The 25,690-nt window shown below is 71.5% G+C and carries 22 protein-coding genes; 4 read left to right on the top strand and 18 right to left on the bottom strand.

Annotated features, from left to right (window positions below; genetic code table 11):
• The first annotated feature begins 28 nt into the window (after nucleotides 1-28).
• Together AB0J12_RS16855 and AB0J12_RS16850 are read left to right on the top strand one after the other, a co-directional pair.
• The gene (locus AB0J12_RS16855; protein ID WP_363265046.1) at nucleotides 29-3,142 is read left to right on the top strand and encodes a CHAT domain-containing protein; all 3,114 of its coding nucleotides are present in this window, start codon (nucleotides 29-31) and stop codon (nucleotides 3,140-3,142) included.
• Nucleotides 3,142-3,879 carry a hypothetical protein gene (locus AB0J12_RS16850; RefSeq protein ID WP_363265045.1) on the top strand — a complete coding sequence of 246 codons (738 nt, stop codon included), beginning with the start codon at nucleotides 3,142-3,144 and terminating at the stop codon, nucleotides 3,877-3,879. The genes AB0J12_RS16855 and AB0J12_RS16850 overlap by 1 nt, the downstream gene beginning before the upstream one ends.
• Before the next feature lie 65 nt (nucleotides 3,880-3,944).
• Here the strand turns inward: AB0J12_RS16850 and nusB are convergent, their stop codons facing one another.
• From nusB to AB0J12_RS16785, 13 genes are all read right to left on the bottom strand, one after another.
• On the bottom strand, nucleotides 3,945-4,379 hold the full coding sequence (gene nusB, locus AB0J12_RS16845; RefSeq protein ID WP_363265044.1) for a transcription antitermination factor NusB: 435 nt from the start codon (nucleotides 4,377-4,379) through the stop codon (nucleotides 3,945-3,947).
• 2 nt (nucleotides 4,380-4,381) lie between these two features.
• Nucleotides 4,382-4,948 carry an elongation factor P gene (gene efp, locus AB0J12_RS16840; RefSeq protein ID WP_043498973.1) on the bottom strand — a complete coding sequence of 189 codons (567 nt, stop codon included), beginning with the start codon at nucleotides 4,946-4,948 and terminating at the stop codon, nucleotides 4,382-4,384.
• 51 nt (nucleotides 4,949-4,999) lie between these two features.
• Nucleotides 5,000-6,106, bottom strand: a complete 1,107-nt coding sequence (locus tag AB0J12_RS16835; RefSeq protein ID WP_363265043.1) for an aminopeptidase P family protein — start codon at nucleotides 6,104-6,106, stop codon at nucleotides 5,000-5,002.
• 98 nt (nucleotides 6,107-6,204) lie between these two features.
• Nucleotides 6,205-7,098, bottom strand: coding sequence for a Pro-rich N-terminal domain-containing protein (locus tag AB0J12_RS16830; RefSeq protein WP_363265042.1), 894 nt, complete (start codon nucleotides 7,096-7,098; stop codon nucleotides 6,205-6,207).
• 188 nt (nucleotides 7,099-7,286) lie between these two features.
• Nucleotides 7,287-8,378, bottom strand: a complete 1,092-nt coding sequence (gene aroB / locus AB0J12_RS16825) for a 3-dehydroquinate synthase (protein ID WP_363265041.1) — start codon at nucleotides 8,376-8,378, stop codon at nucleotides 7,287-7,289.
• Nucleotides 8,375-8,890, bottom strand: a complete 516-nt coding sequence (locus tag AB0J12_RS16820; RefSeq protein ID WP_363265040.1) for a shikimate kinase — start codon at nucleotides 8,888-8,890, stop codon at nucleotides 8,375-8,377. The genes aroB and AB0J12_RS16820 overlap by 4 nt, the downstream gene beginning before the upstream one ends.
• Nucleotides 8,887-10,071: a chorismate synthase gene (gene aroC / locus AB0J12_RS16815; RefSeq protein ID WP_363265039.1), complete on the bottom strand. Its 1,185-nt coding sequence runs from the start codon at nucleotides 10,069-10,071 to the stop codon at nucleotides 8,887-8,889. Before aroC ends, AB0J12_RS16820 begins: the two co-directional genes overlap by 4 nt.
• Before the next feature lie 271 nt (nucleotides 10,072-10,342).
• A complete protein-coding gene (locus AB0J12_RS16810; RefSeq protein ID WP_363265038.1) occupies nucleotides 10,343-11,182 on the bottom strand; it encodes a shikimate dehydrogenase in 840 nt (279 codons plus the stop codon).
• A complete protein-coding gene (mltG, locus tag AB0J12_RS16805) occupies nucleotides 11,163-12,833 on the bottom strand; it encodes an endolytic transglycosylase MltG (RefSeq protein WP_363265037.1) in 1,671 nt (556 codons plus the stop codon). Before mltG ends, AB0J12_RS16810 begins: the two co-directional genes overlap by 20 nt.
• A gap of 121 nt (nucleotides 12,834-12,954) precedes the next feature.
• Complete coding sequence (gene ruvX, locus AB0J12_RS16800) at nucleotides 12,955-13,419, bottom strand: Holliday junction resolvase RuvX (RefSeq protein WP_363265036.1); 465 nt, start codon at nucleotides 13,417-13,419, stop codon at nucleotides 12,955-12,957.
• 36 nt (nucleotides 13,420-13,455) lie between these two features.
• Complete coding sequence (gene alaS, locus AB0J12_RS16795) at nucleotides 13,456-16,128, bottom strand: alanine--tRNA ligase (RefSeq protein ID WP_363265035.1); 2,673 nt, start codon at nucleotides 16,126-16,128, stop codon at nucleotides 13,456-13,458.
• Nucleotides 16,128-16,475: a hypothetical protein gene (locus AB0J12_RS16790; RefSeq protein ID WP_363265033.1), complete on the bottom strand. Its 348-nt coding sequence runs from the start codon at nucleotides 16,473-16,475 to the stop codon at nucleotides 16,128-16,130. The genes alaS and AB0J12_RS16790 overlap by 1 nt, the downstream gene beginning before the upstream one ends.
• 16 nt (nucleotides 16,476-16,491) lie before the next feature.
• Nucleotides 16,492-16,929, bottom strand: a complete 438-nt coding sequence (locus AB0J12_RS16785; protein ID WP_361635107.1) for a DUF948 domain-containing protein — start codon at nucleotides 16,927-16,929, stop codon at nucleotides 16,492-16,494.
• 153 nt (nucleotides 16,930-17,082) lie between these two features.
• Between AB0J12_RS16785 and AB0J12_RS16780 the strand changes: the two genes are divergently transcribed.
• Nucleotides 17,083-19,251 (top strand): AAA family ATPase, encoded by a 2,169-nt coding sequence (locus AB0J12_RS16780; protein ID WP_363265032.1) that lies wholly within the window; start codon nucleotides 17,083-17,085, stop codon nucleotides 19,249-19,251.
• Nucleotides 19,252-19,275: 24 nt separating this feature from the next.
• Here the strand turns inward: AB0J12_RS16780 and rpsD are convergent, their stop codons facing one another.
• The 5 genes from rpsD to AB0J12_RS16755 all read right to left on the bottom strand — a co-directional run bounded on the left by rpsD (nucleotide 19,276) and on the right by AB0J12_RS16755 (nucleotide 24,551).
• Nucleotides 19,276-19,890 carry a 30S ribosomal protein S4 gene (rpsD, locus tag AB0J12_RS16775; protein WP_363265031.1) on the bottom strand — a complete coding sequence of 205 codons (615 nt, stop codon included), beginning with the start codon at nucleotides 19,888-19,890 and terminating at the stop codon, nucleotides 19,276-19,278.
• Between the two features lie 291 nt (nucleotides 19,891-20,181).
• Nucleotides 20,182-21,537: a replication-associated recombination protein A gene (locus AB0J12_RS16770; RefSeq protein WP_363265030.1), complete on the bottom strand. Its 1,356-nt coding sequence runs from the start codon at nucleotides 21,535-21,537 to the stop codon at nucleotides 20,182-20,184.
• A 96-nt stretch (nucleotides 21,538-21,633) separates the two neighbouring features.
• The gene (locus AB0J12_RS16765; protein ID WP_363265029.1) at nucleotides 21,634-22,293 is read right to left on the bottom strand and encodes a vitamin K epoxide reductase family protein; all 660 of its coding nucleotides are present in this window, start codon (nucleotides 22,291-22,293) and stop codon (nucleotides 21,634-21,636) included.
• Between the two features lie 265 nt (nucleotides 22,294-22,558).
• The gene (gene hisS / locus AB0J12_RS16760) at nucleotides 22,559-23,824 is read right to left on the bottom strand and encodes a histidine--tRNA ligase (protein WP_363265028.1); all 1,266 of its coding nucleotides are present in this window, start codon (nucleotides 23,822-23,824) and stop codon (nucleotides 22,559-22,561) included.
• A gap of 13 nt (nucleotides 23,825-23,837) precedes the next feature.
• A complete protein-coding gene (locus AB0J12_RS16755) occupies nucleotides 23,838-24,551 on the bottom strand; it encodes an MBL fold metallo-hydrolase (protein WP_363265027.1) in 714 nt (237 codons plus the stop codon).
• A 190-nt stretch (nucleotides 24,552-24,741) separates the two neighbouring features.
• Here AB0J12_RS16755 and AB0J12_RS16750 point away from each other — a divergent pair, with 190 nt between their 5' ends.
• Nucleotides 24,742-25,554 carry a peptidylprolyl isomerase gene (locus AB0J12_RS16750; RefSeq protein ID WP_363265026.1) on the top strand — a complete coding sequence of 271 codons (813 nt, stop codon included), beginning with the start codon at nucleotides 24,742-24,744 and terminating at the stop codon, nucleotides 25,552-25,554.
• The last annotated feature ends 136 nt before the right edge of the window (nucleotides 25,555-25,690 follow it).

Below are 25,690 nucleotides of genomic sequence, written 5' to 3'. Positions count from 1 at the left end.
GGATCGTCGAGGATGCCGGGGGGCGGCCATGTCGGTGAACGGCCAGCAGGACGAGGCGTTGGACGCCCTGGTGGATCTCGTGCGGGACATCCACGCGGGTCATCTCAGCGAGGAGGCCGCCGAGCAGCGCATACGGTCCGCGCCATGGCCGCTGACCGAGGACGATGCGCGTCATCTGGTGGCTTTCGGCGCGCACCAGGTCCGGGCCGGTGCCCTCGCCACGGGCTATCTGGTGGCCCGGCTTCTCATGGCGCTGTCCGAGCGGCGCTGGGGGCGGGGCCGCTCGTCCCCCTGGTGGCCGGCCGCCGACCTCCTGGTGGAGGCCGTACGGCTCGACCTCGTGGAGCGGCCCAGCGGCGCGCGGCTGCGGCTGGCCTGCGCCGTCGCCGACGAGCAGATCGAAACCCTCCGGAAGGCCGGGGAGCTGGAGGAACTGGCCGAGACCATGTACGCGGCGGGAATCCTCCGGGTCCATCCCCACATCGCCGCGCCGGTGCTGGACGACGCCCTCGCCGTCCGGGAGCGGCAGAACCGCGGCCTCGTGCACGGCCGTCTGTTCACCCCCGACTCCGCCGCAGAAGGGGGGACGGACGAGGACCCGGCCGTCCCCGAAGGCCTGCCCCACCCCGTGGACGCGGCGCTGGAGGCGCTGCCCTACCTCTACGGCGCCGTCGGACTCAGCCACGGCCACGAACGCGCCCGCTGTCTGAACGCCGCGAACGAGGCGCTGGCCGTCCTCATGCAGGACCCCGAGGCCGGGAACTGGACGATGGACTCCTGGCTGGCGAACTACCGCAGCGCGGCGGCCCTGATCGACCCGGCGCGCGACCCCGTCAACGCGATACGGCTGCGGCGGGTCCTGGCGCACTACGACGGCGAGCCCGCGCCGGACACCCTCCGGGAACTGCTGCCGCTGCCGCTGTCCGAGCTGGTGAGAGCCCGGGGCGAACGGGAGACCTGGGCCGTGCTGGACCAGGCGCTGCATCTGCTGCGGGAGACCGGACGACGCGATCTGCTGCGGGAGCTGGTGACGGCCGTCCACACCGACTTACCCGAGCCCAGGGACCGGGAGCAGCTCTGGGAGGTGTGGCACAGCCACCTCCATGTGCTGCCCGGCGACCCGACGCCCTGCCCCGCCGACGACACCGAGGAGGGGATCAGGCGCGCGTTCGCCCGGACGATCACGGACGCCCCTGCCCACCCCGCGACCCTGGTGCATCTGGCGGCGCACTTGTACCAGGCCGGACATGCCCGGGCCGCCCGGGCGCTGCTGGACGGGTTCCGCGACGATCTCCCGGATGCGGGACCGGAGGCGGAGACCGCCCTTGGCTGCCTGCTGGGCAGCACCTCGGCAGCGGCGGCCACCGCGTGCGAGGAGGAGAGCCGGTGGGCGGACGCGATCGACCTGCACACGCAGGCCGCTCGTCACTACGCCGTGCTGGGCCTGCAGGGCCAGGCGCTGCGGGAACTGGGCCTGATGGTCCGGTGCGCCGACTCGGGCGACGCCGACGAGGTCACGCGCGCGGCCGTCATGCTCCGCATGGGGGCGGCGCCGCGCCTGCAGGCCGGCCTGCACGAGAAGTCGGCCTTCGCCCTCGTCGCGGCCACCCAACGGCTCGGCAGCCGCATGGCGGAGGGCCGGCAGTCGGCGGGCGCCGTGTGGATGCTGCACACGGCCGCCAAGGGCCTCGACTTCTCCGGCGCACTTCTGGCGCCCGGTCCCCGCCGGCCCCACCCCCTGCTCGTGGAACTGCGGCGCCGGGTCGAGGAACTCGAGAACGGGCTCGGCGAGTCCGCGCCGCCGCGGCTGTACGAGATCGCCGAAGACCTGGAGATGCTCTGCTACGCCGGCCCCCAGGAACACGCGCCCGGGCACGGCGAACGCGAGCTCCTGGGCAATCTCCGGCGGTCCTTCGACCGTCAGCTCTCCCGCAGCCTGTACGCGCCGGGGCTGGTGGCGGAGGGCTCCGCGTACCCGGACCTGCGTGACGTCGTGGCCGCGCTGCCCCCGGACACCGTGCTGATCTCGATGTGGATCGCGCAGCAGCCCCGGGGGATGGAAGCGGCCGGCCCGGACGGTCAACCCGCCGCCGCGGTGCACCTGATGACGATCACCGCGGAGGGGGTCAGGGACATCCGGGTGCTGCCGTTCGACGGTATGCCCGGCGCGGTGCTCCAGGTCAGCAAGGACGGCTACCGGCAGACCATGCATCCCCTGGCCCAGGACGTGGCCGAGGTGCGCGAGGTGGTCCGTACCGACCCTCTGCACGCTGAGGTCACGCGGATCGGCCGGGAGCAGCTGGATTTCAGCGGCTTCTTCGGCGATCTGGGCGAGGTGCTGACCCGACTGCACGGCGAGGGAAAGCGGCACCTGTGCCTCTGGGCCCACGGTCCCCTGCACTTCCTGCCCTTCCCGCTGCTCCGGCTGGCGGGACGTCCGCTGGCCGACGACTGGACCGTGACCACCGTGCCGAGCCCCGTCTGTGTCACCGGCGCCCAGGACGTCGGGCCGCGCACCGGGGAGGGACTCGTGTCGCTGGGTGCCGCACTGGGCGGCACGCCCTGGGGGCTGCGGCCGGAGCCGGCGCTGGACGAGCACGCGGCGACGGTGGCCACCCTCGCGGGCGGTATCACCCTGGTCGGCCCGGAGGCGGCACCGGCGTCCTTCCTGGCCCGCGCCGAGGGCGCCCGCTATGTGCACGTGGCGGCGCACGGGGCGCACAGCCAGGACGCCTCCTGGTTCCAGTGCCTGTACCTCAACCCGCCCGGGGAGGGAACGGACGGCCGGCTCTTCGGGCACCAGGTCCTCACCCATGACCTGCGGGGCGTGGATCTGGTCACCCTGGGCGCCTGTGAATCGGCCCTCGGGCGCTTCGACCTCGCCGACAACCCGCGCGGGCTGCCCGCCGCGTTCCTGCTGGCCGGGGCGCGCGCCGTGGTCGGCTGTCTGTGGCCGGTACGGACCGACTCGGCGACCTGCTTCTTCGGTGAGCTGTACGGACATCTCACCGCTCACCACGACACCGTGGGCGCGTTCCGCCACGCCCAGACGGTCACCCGCGCCCGCTTCCCCCAGTACCGCGACTGGGGGGCCTTCGCCTATCACGGCGGCTGGACGCGCCCCGACGGAAGGACCGGCTGATGTCTTACGAACTGCCCCCGCTCACCACGTACGACGTCGATCTGGTCGTGCCCGCGACGCTCCAGGGGAACACCACCGAGGAGCGCATCCGCCGTCGGCTGACCGTCACCGAGCCCTATGTCGTCCGGCAGACGATCGAGCAGTTGCACGAGACCGGGGTGAACCCGGCCCTGCTGGCGGCCTCCTCGCCGTCCGACGACTACTTCCTGCTGATGTTCGGCTGCGCGTTCCGGCCGGACCCGGACGGCGATTCCGTGCCGTTCAAGGAGGCGCACATCGGCATCCGGCTCGAATCGCCCGGCGGCGGACGGCAGCCCGTGGCCCTGGCCATGTCCCCCGACACGGCGAGCGCCGCGAGCGGGAACAGCTTCCGCGTCGCCGTGTCGTTACCGCTGCTGGGCGTGGCGGAGCCGTCCGTGGAGTACGCGGCGGACGGGACGAGGGAAGAGCAGTACACCACCGCCTACGGCCTCGGCAGCAGCAATCCGGAGTGGCTGCTGCGCGAGCGGCCGGGCCACCCGCTGACCGGCGTCTGGCTGACGGTGGCGGTGTGCGCGCCCGCCGGGTCCGCGGTCGTGGCCGAGGTGATCGTGGCGGCCTCTCTGCGGAGGATGAAGGTACTGCGCAGCCGGGCGGAGCTGCCGCCACGGCTGCACACGATCGATCTCACGTCGATCGCCCAGCCGCTGCCCGGCGGCCCCTCCGGGGCGCTGCCGCACGGAGCGGGCGGGCAGTGACCGGGGAACGCCAAGGGCCCGCGGACGGATCCGCGGGCCCTTGGGCATGGCATGGACAGCGGGCGTCAGGCCTGGTCCCGGCGCAGCGACGGCTTGAGCTCCTTGAGCCGGCCGAGCAGACCGTTGACGAACGACGGCGACTCGTCGGTGGAGAACTCCTTGGCCAGCTGCACCATCTCGTCCAGGACGACGGCGTCCGGGGTCTCGTCGACCCAGATCAGCTCGTAGGCGCCCAGACGCAGGATGTTGCGGTCGACGACCGGCATCCGGTCCAGCGTCCAGCCCACCGCGTACTGCGCGAGCAGCTCGTCGATGCGCCGCGCGTGCTCGGCGTAGCCCTCGACCAGCTGCATCGTGTACTCGCTCACCGGCGGCTGCCGGGTGTCGGAGCGGGACAGCCGGACCCAGTCCGCGAGGACCGTCAGAACGTCGGCGTCGCGCTGGTCGCCCTCGAAGAGGATCTGGAAGGCGCGCTTGCGGGCCGTGTTGCGGGCAGCCACGGTTAGCTGTTCACCCGGCCGAGGTAGTCGCTGGTGCGGGTGTCGACCTTGATCTTCTCACCGGTGGTGATGAAGAGCGGGACCTGGATCTGGTGGCCGGTCTCCAGCGTGGCGGGCTTGGTGCCACCGGTGGAGCGGTCACCCTGGACGCCCGGCTCGGTCTCCTGGACGGTCAGCTCGACGGCGGCCGGCAGCTCGACGAAGAGCACCTCGCCCTCGTGCTGCGCGACGGTGGCCGTGAAGCCCTCGATCAGGAAGTTGGCGGCGTCGCCGACGGCCTTGCGGTCGACCATCAGCTGGTCGTAGGTCTCCATGTCCATGAAGACGAAGTACTCGCCGTCCATGTAGGAGAACTGCATGTCGCGCTTGTCGACGGTGGCCGTCTCGACCTTGACGCCGGCGTTGAAGGTCTTGTCGACGACCTTCCCGGACAGCACGTTCTTGAGCTTGGTGCGCACGAAGGCCGGGCCCTTGCCGGGCTTGACGTGCTGGAACTCGACGACGGACCAGAGCTGGCCGCCTTCGAGCTTGAGCACCATGCCGTTCTTGAGGTCGTTCGTGGAAGCCACGGTTGCGGAATCTCCTGGACTGACGTGGACGACCCCGGGGCACGCACCTGCCTAGAGGGCGAGCAGCTCCTTGGTCGTGATGGTGAGTAGCTCGGGTCCGCCGTCCGCCTCGGGGCGGACGACGAGCGTGTCATCGATCCGGACACCGCCCCGGCCCGGGAGGTGGATCCCAGGTTCGACGGTGACCGGCACGCAAGCGTCCAGTTTACCCATGGCCGAGGGACTCAACTGAGGGTCCTCGTCGATTTCGAGTCCGACACCGTGCCCGGTGAGCGGCAGAAGGCGCTCGGAGTGGCCCGCGGAGTCCAGCACCTGCCGGGCCGCGCGGTCCACGTCCCGGTACGCGGTGCCCGGCATCAGGCTCTCCCGGCCGGCCCGCTGCGCGGCGAAGACCAGGTCGTACAGCTCGATCTGCCAGTCGGCGGGCGAGGTGCCGATGACGAAGGTGCGGCCGATCTCGCAGCGGTAACCGCGGTAGGTCGCGCCCAGGCAGACGGAGAGGAAGTCGCCCTCCTCCACCCGGCGGTCGGTGGGCCGGTGCCCGCGCCGCCCCGCGTTCGGGCCGGTGGCCACGGACGTGGCGAAGGCGGGCCCGTCGGCGCCGTGGTCGACCAGGCGGCGCTCCAGCTCCAGGGCGAGGTGCCGTTCGGTGCGGCCGACGAGGATGGACTCCAGCAGCTCACCGAGGGCCTGGTCGGCGATCTCCGCGCCGATGCGCAGACAGGAGATCTCCTCCTCGTCCTTGACCACCCTGAGCTGCTCCACCGCGCCGCCCAGGTCGGTCAGCCGCAACCGGGGCGCCACCGAGCGGATCGCCCGGTGCCGGGCGACGGTGAGGTGGTGCTCCTCCAGTGCGACGGAGTCCAGGCCCGCGGCCTGCGCCAGTCCCGCGGCCGCGACGGCGGCGTCGCCTCCGGGACCGGACAGGGTGTGGACGCGCACCCCTTCGTCGGGGCGGCCCTCGGCGGGCCGGTCCTCGAGCGGATCGGCGCACACCAGGACATCGTCGTCCTGGCTCAGCAGCAGTGCGGCACCCTGCGGGGACGCGCCCGCCAGATAACGGATGTTGGCGGGACGGGTCACCAGGGCGGAGGGGCTGCCGCCCACGTTGCAGCGTTCTCTCAGCCTGGCCCGGCGGGTCGCGTACACCTCTGACATGAGACGAGCGTAGGAGCGGTGGCCGGATTGTGCCGGTTGGGAAGGGCCGATGGGGGTGCCGCCGAGGGGGTGGCCCGGCTACGCCGCGGGCGGCGCCGTCACCACTGCGGCGGACTCGCTATCGCCCTCGCCAGGACGTCGTCCAGCAGCTTCGCCGTCTCGGGGACGTCCAGCTGGGAGTTGTCGATGATCGGCAGGCCCGAGCCGTACCAGCCGGCCATCCGGCCGTGGATACGGGCGACCTCCTCGTCGGTGAGGCGGCGGTTGCCGCTGCGTTCGGCGTTGCGCTCCAGCACGATGTCGAGTCCCGGCAGCAGGACGACCGGGAGCAGGCCGGGGCCCACATGCCGTTTCCAGCCACCGAGCCCGACGACCGGGCGGTCGGGGAAGACGGCGTCGTCGAGGATGCAGGAGATGCCGTTGGCGAGGAAGTTGCGCGCGGCGAAGCCGCAGGTGCGGCGGGCGAGGCGGTACTGCGCCTCCGAGTGGTCGTTCCAGCCCGACTGGGGGTCGGCGAAGCCCGAGCGCACCCATTCGCGCACGTCGTCGAGGCTGATGTGGGCCGTGGGCACCCCTCGGTGGTCGGCCCAGTAGCGGGCGACGCTGGTCTTGCCTGCCCCGGCCGGTCCGATCAGCAGGACGGCGAGGGTGGTGGTCGCCGGGTCGGGGGTGACCGGGGAGGGCGGGGCCATGGGCACGCCGACCGGGCCGCCCGGGGGCAACGCGACATGGCCGGTGGTGTCGGGGGGCGGGGGCGCGGAGAGGTGCGGCGGCATCGCCTGGGGCGGTGCCGCGGGGTGCGGCGGGAGCGGGCCGGAGGGCGGGGCTCCGGTGAAGCCCGGAGGCGGCGGGGGCACGGGGCCGGAGCCCTGCGGTGCGGGGGCCGGCCCCTGGGGGGCGCCCGGGTGGTGTGCGGCCGGTGACCAGCCGACGGCCGGTCCGTGCCCCGGCTGGTGGGGCGGCGGCAGCGGAGAACCCACTGCATGCTGCATCCGGTGCCACTCCGTCTCGTACAGAAGATTGACGCTGGCCAGCGGGTACGAGCCCCGCCCTACCGAACGGTACCGCCCCCGGCCGCTGATTGGTGAACGGCCGGGGGCGGTGTGAAGTGCCCGCTGTGGATGCGGAATCGGACGGATGGGACCCCGCGGCAGTTACCGTCTCACTTCCCCGTACGCGTCTACTGCCCGACTTCCCCGTACGCGGCGAGCAGCACCGCCGGGTCCGGGCCCTCCAGGACGGTCGGCTTGGCAAGGCCGTCCAGGACGATGAAGCGCAGCAGGTCACCGCGGGACTTCTTGTCGACCTTCATCGTCTCCAGCAGCTTGGGCCACTGGTCGTAGCGGTAGTGCAGCGGCAGCCCGACCGCTTCGAGGACCGTGCGGTGACGGTCCGCCGTCGCGTCGTCCAACCGGCCCGCCAGCCGCCCGAGTTCGGCGGCGAAGTGCATGCCGACCGCGACGGCCGCGCCGTGCCGCCACTTGTACCGCTCGTTCTTCTCGATGGCGTGCCCGAGGGTGTGGCCGTAGTTGAGGATCTCCCGCAGGCCCGACTCCTTGAGGTCGCTGGAGACGACCTCCGCCTTCACCCGGATCGAACGCTCGATCAGTTCGGCCGTGTGTGGGCCCGCCGGGGTGCGCGCGGCCTGCGGGTCGGACTCGATGAGTTCCAGGATCGCCGGGTCGGCGATGAAGCCGGCCTTGATGACCTCGGCGAGGCCGGAGACGTAGTCGTTGACCGGCAGGGAGTCCAGCGCGGCCAGGTCGCACAGCACGCCGGCCGGCGGGTGGAAGGCACCCACCAGGTTCTTGCCCTCGGCGGTGTTGATGCCGGTCTTGCCGCCGACGGCCGCGTCCACCATGGCCAGGACGGTCGTCGGGACGGCGATCCAGCGCACGCCCCGCAGCCAGGTCGCGGCGACGAAGCCGGCGAGGTCGGTGGTGGCGCCGCCGCCGACGCCGACGATGACGTCGGTGCGGGTGAACCCGGACTGGCCGAGCGCCTTCCAGCAGTAGGCCGCGACTTCGGCGGTCTTGGCCTCCTCGGCGTTCGGCACCTGGATCGCGACGGCCTCGTAGCCCTGCCCGGCCAGGTCGGCGCGCAGCGCGTCGCCGGTCTCGGCGAGCGCCTCGGGGTGGATCACCGCGACCCGCTTGGCCCTGCTGCCGATCAGCCCGCCGAGTTCACCGAGCAGCTGACGGCCCACCAGGACGTCGTACGGCTCGGTGCCGGCCGTGCCGCCGACATGGATCCGCGTGACCGACTCGCTCATGCTTTCTTCAACTCCACTGCGTCCAGGGCGGCTTGGGTGACCTCTTCGGGGGTGCGCCCGTCGGTCGGCACGACCGCGGTGGCGACCTCCTCGTACAGGTGCCGGCGGGCCTCCATCAGCTCGCGCCACTGCTTGCGCGGGTTGACCGCGAGCAGCGGGCGCGCGGCGTTCAGGCCGGTGCGCTTGACGGCCTCCTCGACGTCCATCGACAGGTAGACCACCTGGTGGCCGGCGAGGAGCGCGCGCGTGCCGGCGTCGAGGACGGCGCCGCCGCCCAGCGCGAGGACGCCCTCGTGCTCCGCGAGGGCGCGGTGCACCGCCTGCTTCTCGATCGCGCGGAAGGCGCTCTCGCCGTCCTCGACGAAGATGTCCGCGATCGTGCGGCCCTGTCCGGTGACGATGTCGTCGTCCGTGTCCCGGTAGCCGACGCCGAGGCGCTCGGCGAGCAGTTGCCCGACGGTGGACTTGCCCACGCCCATCGGGCCGACCAGGACCAGCAGCGGCCCGCTCATCGGATGTGCAGGTTGTCGAGGTAGGAGCGCACGTTGCGGCGGGTCTCGGCCACCGAGTCACCACCGAACTTCTCCGCCACCGCGTCCGCCAGCACCAGCGCCACCATGGCCTCGGCGACGATGCCGGCGGCCGGGACCGCGGAGACGTCGGAGCGCTGGTGGTGGGCCTGGGTGGCCTCGCCGGTGGCGACGTCCACGGTCTGCAGGGCGCGCGGTACGGTCGCGATCGGCTTCATCGCGGCGCGCACCCGCAGCAGCTCACCGGTGGACAGGCCGCCCTCGGTGCCGCCCGCGCGGCCGGAGACTCGGCGGATGCCCTCGGGCGTGCCCACGATCTCGTCGTGCGCCTTCGAGCCGGGCACCCGGGCCAGCTCGAAACCGTCACCGACCTCGACGCCCTTGATCGCCTGGATGCCCATCAGGGCACCGGCCAGCCGGGCGTCCAGCCGGCGGTCCCAGTGCACGTGCGAGCCCAGGCCCACCGGCACGCCGTACGCCAGCACCTCGACCACGCCGCCCAGGGTGTCGCCGTCCTTGTGGGCCTGGTCGACCTCCGCGACCATCGCCTTGGAGGTGTCCGCGTCCAGGCAGCGCAGCGGGTCGGAGTCCAGCCTCTCGACGTCGGCCGGAGTGGGGTACACCCCCTGCGGGGCCTTCACGGAGCACAGCTCGGTGACGTGGCTGACGATCTCGACGCCGGCCGTCTCCTTCAGGTACGACCGGGCGACCGCGCCCAGCGCCACCCGCGCCGCGGTCTCACGGGCGGAGGCGCGCTCCAGGATCGGGCGGGCCTCGTCGAAGCCGTACTTCTGCATGCCCGCGAGGTCGGCGTGGCCGGGCCGGGGCCGGGTCAGCGGCGCGTTCCGGGCCAGCTCGGCCAGCTCGGCCGGGTCGACCGGGTCGGCCGCCATGACCTTCTCCCACTTCGGCCACTCGGTGTTGCCCACCATGATCGCGACCGGGGAACCCAGGGTGAGTCCGTGCCGGACGCCACCGAGGAAGGTGACCTCGTCCCGCTCGAACTTCATGCGCGCACCGCGGCCATAGCCGAGCCGCCGCCGCGCGAGGTGGTCCGCGACCATCTCGGTGGTGATCGGCACGCCGGCGGGAAGGCCCTCCAGCGTCGCGACAAGTGCGGGACCGTGGGACTCACCCGCGGTCAGCCAACGCAGCCTGCTCAACGATGCTCCTCAGTGCTCGCGCCTGGTTCTGCTCCGCGTACACGCACGCACGCGTACGGCGACGACGCGACCGGGTGCGCGGCCCGGGCCCGCCACCTCCGATCCTCCCACGTCCGCGCCCGAGCTCCGGCCGCCGGTCCAGCAGGCGGACGCCGACGCGGACCTCGGACGCGCACGGGCGGCCACTTCCGGCCACCTGGGCGCCGGCACGGGCGGGCGCCCGTGTCCGGCACCGCCGCCCGGCGGGAAACCGCCCGCCCCGCCGTGGACGTCAGCGTTCGGCCAGGGCCTTCTCGCCCGCCCGGCGCATCGCCTCCAGCGGGGCCGGAGCGTGCCCGGTCATCTGCTCGACCTGGAGGACGGCCTGGTGCACGAGCAGGTCCAGGCCGCTGACCACGGCCCCGCCGAACATCGACCAGCGCGCGGCCAGCCCGGTCGGCCACGGGTCGTACAGCACGTCGAAGAGGGTGGCGGGCCGCTCCGGTACGGCGGCGGCCAGGGCGTCGGTCGTCCCGGCCGGTGTCGTCGCGATCACCAGGGGCGCGCGCAGGGCCTCGGCCGCCTCCGCCCAGTCGGCGGTGCGCACCTCGACGTCGAGCCGCTCGCCCCACTGGCGCATCTCGGCGGCGCGGGCCTCGCTGCGCACATAGACGACGACCTCGCCGGAGCAGACCCGGGACAGCGCGGCCAGCGCGGAGGAGGCGGTGGCGCCGGCGCCGAGCACCGCGGCCGTGCCGACCTGCTCGATGCCGTGCTCGCGCAGCGCGGCGACCATCCCGGGGATGTCGGTGTTGTCCCCGACCCGGCGGCCGTCCTCGGTGAGGACGACCGTGTTGACGGCCTCCACCGAGGACGCGGTCTCGCTGATCTCGTCCAGCAGCGGGATCACCGCCCGCTTCAGCGGCATGGTCAGCGACAGCCCGGCCCACTCGGCACCCAGTGTGTCGAAGAAACCGGGCAGACCGGCCTCGTCGACCTCGAAGCGGTCGTAGCTCCAGCCGTCGAGGCCCAGCTCCGCGTAGGCGGCCCGGTGCAGCACCGGGGACAGGGAGTGCGCGATGGGCGAGCCGAGGACGGCCGCCCGGCGGGCGTCAGTTGCCCGAGCTTTCATTGAACTTGTCCTTGAGCTTGTTGAACTCGGCCAGCGTCCTGGCGAATTCGGTGTTGCTCACGCCGTCGGTCGCCACGAAGTAGATCCAGCCGTCGTGCGTCGGATTCAGCGCCGCCTTCATGGCGTCGTCACCGGGGTTGCCGATGGGGCCGGGCGGCAGACCCTTGTTGGTGTACGTGTTGTACGGGTCCTTGTTGCGGTAGATCTCGCGTGTGGCGATGTGGATGTTGCTCTCGCCCTTCAGGTAGTTGAAGGTCGAGTCGAACTGCAGGAGCTGGTTGGTCTCCGTGTTCGTGGGCTTGAGGCGGTTGTAGACCACCTCGGCCATCTTGCGGTAGTCGTCGTGGGTCTTGCCCTCGGCCTGGACGAGGCTGGCCACCGTGACGAGCTGCAGCGGGTCCTTCAGCCCCAGGGACGCGGCCTTGCCCTTCAGGTCGTAGCGGCCGTAGGCCTCGCTGGCCTGGGTGACCATGTCCTTCAGCACCGTCTCCGGCTTCATGCCCTTGGCCGCCGGATAGGTGCCCGGGGCGAGGAAGCCCTCCAGCGGGTCCTTGATGTCGCTGCTGTTGTTCGCCCAGCTCGGCAGGCCGAGGCTCCTGTACTGCTTCTCGGCGGTGTCCTTGGTGGTGCCGGTGGACAGGCCGAGCTTCTGGTCGATCGCCGCGTAGACGCGCGCGTTGCGCTCACCGGGCGTGACCATGATGTTGTTCTGGCTCTTCGGGTCGAGCATCATCTCGACGGCGCTGGCGGCCGACATCTGCTTGCGCAGGATGTAGGCGCCGGCCTGGATGGAGTTGCCCTTCGGGTTCTGCTGCTGGGCGGAGACGAAGGCGTCGACGCTCTTGACCACGCCCGCCGCCTTGAGCCGGCGCCCGATGTCGTAGCCACCGGCGCCCTTGGGGATCTCGATGGTCACGGTCTCGCCCGTTCCGTCGCCCGCGTAGTCCGGGGACGAGCCGAAACGATTTTGGTAGAAGGTGTAGCCGACGTAGCCGACCCCGGCGAGTCCACCGCCGAACACGAGCACGACCACCAGGCAGGCGATGCCGTTACGGCTCTTCTTCTTGCCGCCCTTGCCACCCTTGCCCCCTTTGCCGGCGCGCCGGGCCGCGCGCCCTCGGGGCGCGGCGTCGTCCTCGGGGTCCTCGTCCGGGTCACCGCCCGCGAAGAAGGCGTGCTCGCCCTGGTCGGGGCCGGGGTCCCAGTCGGTCTCCTGCCGCGGCTCCGGCTCGCCGCGGCGGCGGGCGGGCGGCTCCGGCGGCGGGTAGGCGTCCTCGGACTGGTAGAAGTCGGGCTGCTCGCCACCGTAGGAGACCGTCTGCGGTGCGTAGGGGTCGCCCGGGTCGGGCGGGTACGGCACGTGCGCGTGCGTGCCCGTGGTGTCCCAGCCGCCGTCCTGCGGGTACTGCTGCTGCTGTTGCTGCTGGTACTGCTGCTGGTCGTACCCGGACTGCTGCTCGGGGCCCCAGTCGCCGTAGCCCTGCTGCTGAGGGTGCTGGTCGTGCTGCGGCTGCTGCGGGTGCTGCTGCTGGCCGCCGTAGGCAGGCTGATGGCCCACGTGGGGCTGCTGCCCCTCCCATCCGCCGTCCCCGTACAACGGGTCCTCCGGATGCCACGGTTCGGAGCCTTGGCCCCGGCCATACTCAGTCATCGATCCCCTAGAGCCGCGAGGCGGCGGTCACGCGGCTGGTGGCTCCGGCTCCGTCCCGCCTCTTGTTGTGCGGCAGCTGTTCGAACGCCGCCGCATCGCGCGGAACGTTACCGTATCGCGATCAGATGACCACTTCGACGCCCTCGCCCGGGGCTTTGCCTGACACCCGTTCGGATTCGAGCGCCTGCTGCAGGATGATGACGGCGGCCGCCTGGTCGATGACCGAACGGCCCTTCTTGGCCTTCACGCCCGAGGCACGCAGCCCCTGACCTGCCGTGACCGTGGTCATCCGCTCGTCCACCAGGCGGACCGGCAGCGGCGTGATGCCCCGGGCCAACTCCTGCGCGAAGGCGCGGACCTTGACGGCGGCCGGGCCCTCGCCCCCCTTGAGGGAGCGAGGGAGACCGACGACGACCTCGATCGGTTCGTACTCCTCCACCAGCTGCCGCAGGCGGCGGTGGGCGGCGGGGACGTCGCGGCCCGGGACCGTCTCCACCGGGGTGGCGAGGATCCCGTCGGGGTCGCACGAGGCGACCCCGATCCGGGCGTCCCCGACATCGATCGCGAGCCGACGTCCTCTGCGCATGATTCCGACCGTTTCCTTACTCAGCCTTCACTTCCGTCACTTCGCCGTCTCGGCCACGAGACGCTCGACGGCGTCGACGGCGTCGCCGACGGCGGCCGGGTTCTGCCCGCCGCCCTGGGCGACGTCCGGCTTGCCGCCACCACCGCCGCCGAGGGTCTTGGCGGCGGTGCGGACCAGGTCACCGGCCTTGAGACCGCGCTCGCGGGCGGCCTCGTTGGTGGCGATGACGGTCAGCGGCTTGCCGTTGTTCACCGTGAACAGGGCCACGACGGCGGCGCGCCCGCCCTGGATGCGGCCCCGCACGTCGAGGACCAGCTTGCGCAGGTCGTCGGGGGTGGTGCCGTCCGGGACCCGGCCGGTCACCACGGCCACGCCGCGCACGTCCTTGGCGGACTCGGCGAGACCGGCGGCGGCCTGCAGCACCTTCTCGGCGCGGAACTTCTCGATCTCCTTCTCGGCGTCCTTCAGCTTGCCGAGCATGGCGGAGACCTTCTCCGGCAGCTCCTCCGAGCGGCCCTTGAGCAGCTCGGTGAGCTGGTTGACGACCGTGTGCTCGCGGGCGAGGAAGTGGTAGGCGTCCACGCCGACGAGGGCTTCGATACGGCGCACACCCGAGCCGATGGAGGACTCGCCGAGCAGCTTCACCAGGCCCAGCTGGGCGGTGTTGTGCACGTGGGTGCCGCCGCACAGCTCCTTGGAGAAGTCGCCGATGGTCACCACGCGGACCCGCTCGCCGTACTTCTCGCCGAACTCGGCGATGGCGCCCTGCTTCTTGGCCTCGTCGATGCCCATGACGTCGGCGCGGACGTCGAGGTCGCGGGCGAGCACCTCGTTGATCTTCTGCTCGACGTCGGTCATCACAGCCGTCGGAACGGCGGACGGGGAGCCGAAGTCGAAGCGGAAGCGGCCGGGCTGGTTCTCGGAACCGGCCTGGGCGGCCGTCGGGCCGAGGGCGTCGCGCAGGGCCTGGTGGGTCAGGTGGGTGGCCGAGTGGGCGCGGGCGATGGCCTTGCGGCGGCGGGCGTCGATGGAGGCGTGGGCCTTGGCGCCGACCGTCACCTCACCGACCTGCACGACGCCCTTGTGGACGTAGACGCCCGGGACCGGCTTCTGGCAGTCGCGGACCTCGATGACGGCACCGGAGTCGACCTTGATCTTACCGGTGTCGCCGATCTGACCGCCGCCCTCGGCGTAGAACGGGGTGCGGTCCAGGACGATCTCGACCTCGTCGCCCTCGGTGGCGGCCGGCGAGGAGACGCCGTCGACGAGCAGGCCGACGATCGTGGACTCGGCGTCGGTGTCGGTGTAGCCGATGAAGTCGGTCGCGCCGGCGGAGTCGGCGATCTCGCGGTAGGCGCCCATGTCGGCGTGACCGGTCTTCTTGGCCTGGGCGTCGGCCTTGGCGCGCTCCCGCTGCTCCTTCATCAGACGGCGGAAGCCGTCCTCGTCCACCGACAGGCCCTGTTCGGCGGCCATCTCGAGGGTGAGGTCGATCGGGAAGCCCCAGGTGTCGTGGAGCAGGAACGCCTTGTCGCCGGAGAGGACCACGCCGCCGGCCTGCTTGGTCTCGGTGACGGCGGTGTCGAGGATGTTGGTGCCGGCCTTCAGCGTCTTGAGGAAGGCGTTCTCCTCGGCGACGGCGACCTTCTCGATGCGCTCGCGGTCGGTGATGAGCTCGGGATACTGCTGACCCATCATGCCGATCACGGTGTCGATGAGGTCCTTGACGACAGGACCGGTGGCGCCGAGCAGGCGCATGTTGCGGATGGCGCGGCGCATGATGCGGCGCAGCACGTAGCCGCGGCCCTCGTTGCCGGGGGTCACGCCGTCACCGATGAGCATCACGGAGGTGCGCATGTGGTCGGTGACCACGCGCAGGGAGACGTCCGAGTCGTGGGCGTCGCCGTAGGCCACGCCGGTCAGCTCGGTGGCCTTGTTGATGACGGCCATGGAGGTGTCGATCTCGTACATGTTCTGCACGCCCTGCAGAATCATGGCGAGGCGCTCCAGGCCGAGGCCCGTGTCGATGTTCTTGCTCGGCAGCTCGCCGAGGATCTCGAAGTTGTCCTTGCCGATGCCCTCGCCGCGCTCGTACTGCATGAAGACGAGGTTCCAGATCTCCACGTACCGCTCGTCGTTGACGGCCGGGCCGCCCTCGGCGCCGAACTCGGGGCCGCGGTCGTAGTTGATCTCGGAGCAGGGGCCGCACGGGCCGGGGACGCCCATGGACCAGTAGTTGTCCTTCATACCGAGGCGCTGGATGCGCTCCTTCGGCACACCGACGACCTCGTGCCAGATGCGCTCGGCCTCGTCGTCGTCCTTGTAGACGGTGATCCAGAGCTTCTCCGGCTCCAGGCCGTAACCACCCTTGTCCTGGGGCGTGGTGAGCAGCTCCCAGGCGTACGAGATGGCGCCTTCCTTGAAGTAGTCGCCGAAGGAGAAGTTGCCGCACATCTGGAAGAACGTGCCGTGCCGCGTGGTCTTGCCGACCTCTTCGATGTCGGGCGTGCGGACGCACTTCTGCACGCTGGTGGCGCGCGGGAACGGCGGCTTGACCTCACCCAGGAAGTAGGGCTTGAAGGGCACCATGCCGGCGGGGACGAGGAGCAGAGTCGGGTCGTCCGCGATGAGCGACGCCGAAGGGACGACGGTGTGCCCGCGCTCCTCGAAGAAGCTCAGCCAGCGGCGGCGGATCTCAGCCGACTCCATCAGTGGTCCTCATTCCGGTTGTACGAGTACGTCGGGTTCTCGGCGTACTTCGGGTTGCTGCGGTTGTTCTCGATGGCGGCGTACCGCGCGGGGGCCGCGAGTTCCGGGTTCTCGTGGATGCCCAGGGCCTCCCCGAGCTCGGCCTCCCGCTGGGCCATGTTGTCGCGGACGTCGAGCGCGAAGCCCACGGCGCGGTCCTTGAGCCGCTGTCCCGTCTCGAGCGCCTTGTTCGCCGCGGTCGCGGCGAGGCTCTCCGGGGTGAGCTGCTTCAGCTTGCGGTTGACCTTGGTGGTGGCCCACACACCGGCGGCGACGCCCGTGCTGAACCAGAACGTACGGCGGAACATCGCTCGGTCTCAGTCCTTACTTCCGCTTGCCCCGTCGTGAGGCCGGGACGGTGCGGCCCACGATCACGGTACGCCGCGCCTCCTCGGCGGGCACTTCACCCTTGCGCCCGCCCAGCGCCCGGCGGACGCCGTAGCCGAAGGCCGCGACCTTGACCAGCGGGCCGCCGAAGGTGGAGGCGACGGTGGTCGACAGGGCGGAGGCGTTCGACGTGACCTCCTGGACGTCGGAGGCGATCGCGTCGACCCGGTCGATCTGGGTCTGCGCGGAGCGCACCGCCTGGGAGGCGTCGGCCAGCAGCGGGACGGCCTGGTCGGTCACGTCCGCCACGAGCTTGGTCGTCGCCTTGAGCGTCTGGGCCAGCCTCGCGAGCGCCACCGCGAGGAAGGAGACCAGGATCGCCCAGAAGACGGCCACCAGGATCCCGGCCACCTCTCCACCGGACACTGTGCGCACCCGCTCCCTGAAACGTGCCTGAACATCGAGAAAGTCGTGCACCGAGCCTATCGCGCCGGGGCTCGGGCTCCGTACCGGATTAGGGGGCGTGGGCGCCGGAGTTCCGGGAAGCGTTTGTACGCAGTGATTACGGTTCAGTACGCTCCGTGTCCCATGCGAGATCATCAGCGCGCAGGCACACCCGCGGGCGGCCATCTGCCCGCCGAATCGAACGCGTTCGTCGGCCGGGCCGGCGAACTGGCCGACCTGGCCGAGGCCCTGCGCGGCTCGCGGCTGGTGACCGTGACCGGCCCCGGCGGGGTCGGCAAGTCGCGGCTGGCGGCACGGGCGGCGGCGCGCTGCGTGGCCCCGCACGGGGTGTGGCAACTGGATCTGGCGCCGCTGCGGGACTCCGGACTCGTCGCGTACGCGCTCGTGGAGGCGCTGGGGCTGACCGACCACACGTCCCGGGCGCCGCGCGAGACGCTGCTCGCGCATCTCGCCGGCCGTGAACTCCTGCTGGTCCTGGACGGTTTCGAGCATCTGGCCGAGGCGTGCGCCGCTCTGGTGGCGGACCTGCTGGCCCGGCTCCCCCAGCTGCGGATCCTCGCGGTGGGCCGGTGCCCGCTGCGGCTGGCCGGCGAACGGCTGCTGCCTCTCGCGCCCCTGGGCGAGGACGAGGCGGTGGAACTGTTCACCGACCGCGCCGCCGCCCAGGGCGTGCCCGTCGGGGACGGCCCCGAGGTGCGCGAGCTGTGCCGGCGTCTCGACGGCATCCCGCTGGCCCTGGAGCTGGCGGCCGGGCGGCTGCGGGCGCTGTCGCCGGCGCAGCTGCTGGAGCGGCTGGACGACCGGTTCCGGCTGCTGACCGGTGAGGTGCGCGACGCGCTGCCGCGCCATCGCATGCTGCGCACGGCGATCGGCTGGAGCCACGAGCTGTGCACCCCCGCGGAGCGGTTGCTGTGGGCGCGGCTGACGGTGTTCGCCGGGCAGTTCGACCTGGATGCCGTGGAGTACGTGTGCAGCGGGCATGGTCTGCCCGCCGACGACGTGCTGGACGTGCTGACGGAACTGATCGCACAGTCGGTCGTGACCCGCGAGGAGATGGCCACGGGCGTGCGCTACCGCATGCTCGACACGATCCGGGCGTACGGCGCCGACTGGCTCGCGGCGACGGGGGACGCGGAGCGGATGCGGCGACGCCACCGGGACTGGTACATGGGGCTGGCGACCTGGTGCGAGCTGGACTGGTTCTCGCCGCGGCAGGCGGAGGTGGCCGAGCGCATCGAGGCCGAACTGCCGAATCTGCGGTGCGCGCTGGAGCACTGCCTGACCGAGCCGGGCGAGGCGCATCTGGGCCAGTATCTGGCCGGTTCACTGTGGTTCTACTGGGCGGGCTGCGGGCGGCTGGCGGAGGGGAGGCACTGGTTGCAGCGCAGCCTCGAGCTGGAGACGGAGGGCGGTGCGCGCAGCGCGGGCGAGCATCCCCGGCTGAAGGCCCTGTGGGTGCTGGGCTATGTCACGATCCTTCAGGGCGATCCGGTGCCCGCCCTGGCGGCGCTGACGGACTGCCGTGCGGAGGCGGAGCGGCTGGGCAGTGCGACCGGTGTCGCCTACGCCGAGCACCGCACCGGATGTCTGGCGCTGGTCACGGACGACATGGCGCGCGCGGAGCGGCTGCTGCGCTCGGCGCTGGAGCGCTACCGGGAGATCGGCGAGCTGAACAGCAACGTGCTGATGGGCCAGGTCGAACTGGCGATGACCCGGGCGTTCCAGGGCGATCTGGCGGACGCGGTGCGGTTGTGCGAGGACGTGCGTCAGGTGTGTGAGGACCATGGCGAGCGGTGGGCGCTCGGCTACGCGCTCTTCGTCTTGGCGTACGCCGCCTGGGCGGAGGGGGACGCGGCCCGCTCCCGGGCGCTGCTGACCGAGTGCCTGGGCGGCGCGCACGGGTTCCGCGATCTGCTCGGCTCGGTGCTGTCGATGGAGCTGCTGGCGCTGGTCACCGCGGCGGAGGGGGACGCGGCGGAGGCGGCGGTGCTGCAGGGGGCCGCGGCACGGATGTGGCCGTCGGTGGGACTGCCGCTGTTCGGGTCGGCGTACTACAACGGTCCGCACGAGCTGTGCGAGGCGACGGCCCGGGAGCGGCTCGGCGACGCGCGGTACGAGGAGTGCGTACGCCAGGGGCGGCGGCTCGGGTGGGCCGAGGCGGTCGCGCGGGCCCTGGGGCGAGGGCGGGCGCTGACGTCCGTCCCGGCGCCGCGCAGATCGCAGCGGGGCGGCCCGGGAACGCGGCAGCCCGCCGCCTCGCCCACCCGGAAGGGCGGGGAGACGGCGGGCTGAGGGAGTGCTGCCGCCTGCCGAGGATCAGCGGGCGTAGTACTCGACGACGAGCTGCTCGTCGCAGATCACCGGGATCTCCTTGCGGTTCGGCTCGCGGTCCAGGCGGAACGCCAGGGCCTTGAGGTTCACCTGCAGGTAGCGCGGGGTCTCACCGTCGGGGGCGAAGCCACCCTCGCGGGCGATCTGGAAGAGCGTCTTGTCCTTGGAGCGGTCGCGGATCTGGATCACATCGTCGGGGCGCACGACGAAGGACGGCTTGTCGACCTTCTTGCCGTTGACCTGGATGTGGCCGTGCACGACCATCTGGCGGGCCTGGTAGATCGTGCGGGCGATGCCCGAACGCAGGACCAGCGCGTCGAGGCGCTTCTCCAGCTCCACGATCAGGGCCTCACCGGTCTTGCCCTGGACCTTGGAGGCACGCTCGTAGGCGCGCACGAGCTGGCGCTCGGAGATGTCGTACTGGGCGCGCAGACGCTGCTTCTCGAGCAGACGGACCTTGTAGTCCGAGTTCTGCTTGCGGCCACGGCCGTGCTCACCCGGCGGGTAGGGGCGGGCCTCGAAGTACTTGACGGCCTTCGGGGTCAGCGCGATGCCGAGGGCACGCGACTTCTTGACCTTGGGGCGGGACTGGTTCGCCACTGTTTCTCTTTTCCTTGTTCCGGCTTGTCAGGGTTGCGGGAGGTCGCATCCGCAGCCGGGGAAACCCGTCGGGTCCGCGTGGGACCTGCCGGGCAGCCGCTCCCCTGGTCTGGGCACATACGTGCAGCACGCGAGTGGCCCACCGACCTCTCCCGGAACTCCGGGTGGTGGTGGGCTGCCCGCGACACCGTTCGACGGTGCGCGACGCTCCTGGAACCCGCTGGGGGTTCCGGCCGGCTGTCCCGCTCTGACTGCACGGAACTCGGCACTTCAGGGCAGTCTACAGGGCGCTCAGGACCGCTTGCGACCGAGGTGCTTGCGGGTCCACTCCACGGCGTCCGCGTAGCGGGCCTCCGCGCCGTGCCGGGTCGGGGTGTAGTACTCGCGGTCCTTGAGGACGTCCGGGGCGTACTGCTGAGCGGCGATGCCCTCGGCCAGGTCGTGCGGGTAGACGTACCCCTGGCCGTGCCCGAGCTTGGTCGCGCCCTTGTAGTGGCTGTCGCGCAGATGCGCCGGGACCGCTCCGGCCAGTCCCTTGCGTACGTCGTCCAGGGCGGCGCCGATCGCGGTGGTGGCGGAGTTGGACTTGGGGGCGAGCGCGAGCGCGATGGTGGCGTGGCTGAGGGTGAGCGCGGCCTCGGGGAAGCCGATCATGGCGACGGCCTGGGCCGCGGCGACCGCGATGGGCAGGGCGTTCGGGTCGGCCAGGCCGATGTCCTCGCTGGCGGAGATCATCAGGCGGCGGGCGATGAACCGGGGGTCCTCGCCGGCCTCGATCATGCGGGCCAGGTAGTGCAGGGCGGCGTCGACGTCCGAGCCGCGGATGGACTTGATCAGGGCACTGGCGACGTCGTAGTGCTGGTCGCCGTCGCGGTCGTACTTCACCGCGGCCCGGTCGACGGTCTCCTCCAGGGTGGACAGGGAGATCTCCGGCTCGCCCTTGTCGAGGGCGGCCCCCGCGGCGGCCTCCAGGGCGGTCAGCGCGCGGCGGGCGTCACCACCGGCGATGCGCAGCAGGTGGTCCTCGGTGTCCCCGGGGAGGGCGACGGCGCTCTTCAGGCCGCGCTGGTCGGTGAGGGCGCGCTTCAGCAGGCTGCGGATGTCGTCGTCGGTGAGGGGCTCGAGGGTGAGCAGCAGGGAGCGGGAGAGCAGCGGGGAGATCACCGAGAAGTACGGATTCTCGGTGGTGGCCGCGATCAGGGTCACCCAGCGGTTCTCGACGGCCGGGAGGAGGGAGTCCTGCTGGGCCTTGCTGAAGCGGTGGATCTCGTCGAGGAAGAGGACGGTCTCCTGGCCGTAGCCGCCGCTGGCGCGGCGGGCGCCGTCGATGACCGTGCGCACCTCCTTGACGCCCGCGGTGATCGCGGACAGCTCCACGAAGCGCTTGTTGGTGGCCTTGGAGACGACGTAGGCGAGCGTGGTCTTGCCGGTGCCGGGCGGCCCCCACAGGATCACCGAGGACGGCCCCGCCGGACCCTTCGCGCCCTCGCCGACCAGGCGGCGCAGGGGCGAGCCCGGCTTGAGCAGGTGCTGCTGCCCGACGACCTCGTCGAGGGTGCGCGGACGCATCCGGACCGCGAGGGGGCTGGTCGTCGGGTCCTTCTCCTGGCGTTCTTCGGCTGCGGCGGTGAACAGGTCGGGCTCCACGTCAGAAACCCTAAATCACGGCACTGACAAAGCGGCCGGCCGCGTGGAGCGGCCGGCCGGAGTCGGGTGCTGTCGGGGGCTGCGGCCTCAAGGGACTCAGCTGGTCCAGAAGTCCCACCAGCGGGTCAGGACCAGCATGCCGATGATGCCGATGTGGAGCACCGGCATGACCCAGGTGAACTCGCCGAAGAAGCTCTTGAGCCAGCGCGGGGCGGGCAGCAGGTCGTTGCGGATGTTGAAGGACGTCACGTACCAGAACATGATGATCGTGGCGACCCAGGCCAGACTGCACCACAGGCACAGCGCGTTGATCCGGTACAGCGACTGGAACTGCAGCCAGGCGCAGAAGCCCACACCGAAGAGCGTGCCGAAGTTGAAGGTGAGCCAGTACCAGCGCGGGAAGCGGGCGCGGCCCAGCAGGCTCATGCCGACGCAGATGACGATGCCGTAGGCGACCAGGCCGAGCATCGGGTTGGGGAACCCGAAGGCGGCGGCCTGCTTGGACTCCATCACGCTGCCGCAGGAGACGACCGGGTTGAGGCTGCAGCCGGGGGTGAACGTCTTGCCCGCGACCTTGGCCTCGAGGATCTTGAACTTGTCCAGGGTGATGACCCAGGCGGCGAGCAGTCCGGCCGCGCCGGTGATCACCAGCAGCACGCCGAAGGCACGGCTGCCGCCCACGGTGCGCGGCGCGGCGGCCCCGGCGTCCTGCGGCTCGGGGTCGGTGGAGACGTCCTTCACTGTCGTCTTGCTCATTCCGCCGGTTCCGTCACTTGAGAGTTGGACCTTCTTCGGGCACGGCCATTGTGCCGCACGCGTCCCCCTGCCCACCGTTCGATGGACATAAGGATGTACGCGTGCGGGGCCCCGAGCGTTCGGATCCGGCCGCTGATCGCAGGCCTCCACGCGCGTGCGGCGCTCCCGGTTCGAAAATCCCCTGGCGGAGCGACATCGCGGGCGCCGGGTTGACAACGGAGGGCGCCGGGATCTCCCCGGCGCCCTCCGTCGCTGTCATCGGTCGTCAGCCGCCGAGCCGGGCCTCGAGCTCCGCCACGATCTCGTTCACGCCGACCGGCGTCTGCTCGCCGGACTCCATGTCCTTGAGCTGGACGACGCCCTCGGCGAGGTCGCGCTCGCCGGCCACGATGGTGTAGCGGGCGCCGCTGCGGTTGGCGTTCTTCATCGCGCCCTTGAGCCCCTTGTGCCCGAAGGAGAAGTCCGCCGCCACACCCACCTTGCGCAACTCGGTGACCTTGGCGAACAGCAGGCGGCGGGCCTCGTCGCCGAGCGGCACCGCGAAGACACTGGTCGCGGAGGGCAGTTCGAGCTCGATGCCCTCCGCCTCCAGCGCGAGCACCGTGCGGTCCACACCGAGCGCCCAGCCGACGGACGGCAGCGCGGGGCCGCCGATCATCTCCGACAGACCGTCGTAGCGGCCTCCGCCGCCCACCGCGGACTGCGAGCCGAGGCCGTCGTGGACGAACTCGAAGGTCGTGCGGGTGTAGTAGTCGAGGCCGCGCACCAGCTTCGGGTCGTCCTCGAAGGACACGCCCGCGGCGGTGATCAGCTCGCGGACCTCCTCGTGGTACGCCTTGCAGGCGTCGCACAGGTAGTCGCGCAGCAGCGGGGCGCCGGTGAGCTGCTTCTGCACCGCCTCCCGCTTGTCGTCCAGCACGCGCAGCGGGTTGATGTCGATCCGGCGACGGGTGTCCTCGTCCAGGTCCAGGCCGCGCAGGAAGTCCTGCAGCGCGGCCCGGTACACCGGCCGGCACTCCTTGTCGCCCAGCGAGTTCAGCAGGATGCGGAAGTCGCGCAGGCCGAGCGAGCGGTACGCCTGGTCGGCCAGGATGATCAGCTCGGCGTCCAGCGCCGGGTCCTCCGCGCCGATCGCCTCGGCGCCGACCTGGGAGAAGTGGCGGTAGCGGCCCTTCTGCGGGCGCTCGTAGCGGTAGTAGGAGCCGGAGTACCACAGCTTGACGGGGAGGTTGCCCGCCTTGTGCAGGTTGGCCTCCAGCGCGGCGCGCAGCACGGAGGCGGTGCCCTCGGGGCGCAGGGCGAGCCGGTCGCCGCCCTTGGTCTCGAAGGCGTACATCTCCTTGGTCACGATGTCGGTGGACTCGCCGACACCGCGCGCGAACAGCTCGACACTCTCGAAGCCGGGGGTCTCGATGTAGCCGTAGCCGGAGGCGCGCAGCGGGGCGGCGATCGCCTCACGCACGGCCAGGTACTTGGCGGAGTCCGGCGGGATCAGGTCGTACGTGCCCTTGGGGGCCTTGAAGGTGCTCACGGAAGGTCTCTCGTCACATTCCTCGTCGGGGAGCGCGCGGGGCGTCCGCTCCCTGGCCGGCGGCCACCTGCCGCAGATACGGGTTGGTGGCGCGCTCCTGGCCGATGGTCGTGTACTCGTTGTGACCGGGCAGCACCACGGTGGAGTCGTCGAGCGGCAGGACCACGCGGGCCAGGGACTCGAGCATGTCGTCCATGGAGCCACCGGGGAAGTCGGTGCGTCCGATGGAGCCGGCGAACAGCAGGTCGCCCGAGAACAGGATCGGCGGGATCTCCGCCGCCTCGGGCAGGCCGAAGGTCACCGACCCCTTGGTATGGCCGGGCGCGTGGGACACGGTCAGCTCGAAACCGGCCAGTTCCAGCTTCGCGCCGTCGGTCAGCTCCCTGACGTCGTCCGGCTCCCCGACGGTCAGCTCGCCCATCAGCGGCATGCCGATGGTCCGGCCGAGCGCCTTCTCGGGGTCGCTCATCATGAACCGGTCCTCGGGGTGGATCCAGGCCGGTACGCCGTGCGCGCCGCACACGGGGACGACCGAGGCCACATGGTCGATGTGGCCGTGGGTGAGGACGACGGCGACGGGCTTGAGCCGATGCTTCTTCAGCGCCTCTTCGACGCCGGGGGCCGCCTGGTGGCCCGGGTCGATGATCACGCACTCCTCACCGGCGGCGGGGGCGACGAGATAGCAGTTCGTCCCCCAGGCCCCGGCGGGGAACCCGGCAATGAGCACGATCGTCCTTCGTTGTGGCGGTTGTGGTCGGTATGGGGGCGGCGTCTCGCGCTCGCGCCCGCGGTCAGAGCCTACCGGCGCTGCCGATTCCTCAGCGAACCCATATACGGTACGGGGCACACGCAGGCGATCGGTTCATCGGACGCACGCGCCCCCAACCGACGTACAACAGGCATGAGGAGTAACCCCGGTGGTCAGCCAGGAGCAGCGGCGGCGTCAGCTCGCCCGGGAGAAGTTCTTGCGGCAGCAGCAGCGGCGCACCGACGCGCGGCGCAAGGCGCGGGTCCGTAATTCCGTGATCGCCTCGGTGCTCGGTGTGGTCCTGGTGGGCGGCCTCGCGGCGTACACCACCGGGGTGTTCAAGGACGACGGCAAGTCGAACGCGAGCGCCGAGGTGACGCCGTCCGCCAAGCCGAAGGACCCGTGCGCGAAGCCGGCCGCGGGCTCGGTGAAGAAGCTGAAGTTCGGCAAGGAGCCGGCGATGTCGATCGACACGTCGGCGAAGTACACGATGAAGCTGGACACCACGTGCGGTGAGATCGACGTCGCGCTGAAGGCGTCGGCGGCCCCGCACACCGTGAACTCGTTCGCCTTCCTCGCGGGCAAGGGCTACTTCGACCACACCAAGTGCCACCGTCTGACCGACTCCGGCATCTACGTGCTGCAGTGCGGCGACCCGACGGCCACCGGCATGGGCGACCCGGGCTACAAGATGAAGGACGAGAACCTCAAGGACAAGAGCCTGAAGGGCAACGTCTACCCGGCGGGCACGGTCGCGATGGCGAACTCCGGCCCGAACACCAACGGCAGCCAGTTCTTCCTCGTCTACCAGGACAGCCCGCTGCCGCCCAGCTACACACCGTTCGGTACGGTGTCGCAGGCGGGCATGCAGGTGCTGAAGAAGATCGCCGCCGCCGGCGCCCAGCCCGCCGATCCCGCCACCCAGAACACCGCGCCGAACGCGACGGTGGTGATCGACAGGGCGACGGTCACGAAGTCGTGACGCCGCGAGGGCGTCTTCCGTGGCCAGATGGGGAATTTCGGTCGCGCTGGATGCGGACAGGCAACCCGCTGGTCGCCTATGTTGGCGGTGAACAAACTGTGGACGATGCCCGGGGGAGCTCGAAGGCCCCTCGCAG

The organism is Streptomyces sp. NPDC049915 (assembly GCF_040656475.1).
Classification (GTDB): Bacteria; Actinomycetota; Actinomycetes; order Streptomycetales; family Streptomycetaceae; genus Streptomyces.
This window is presented reverse-complemented; position numbering and strand designations above follow the sequence as displayed.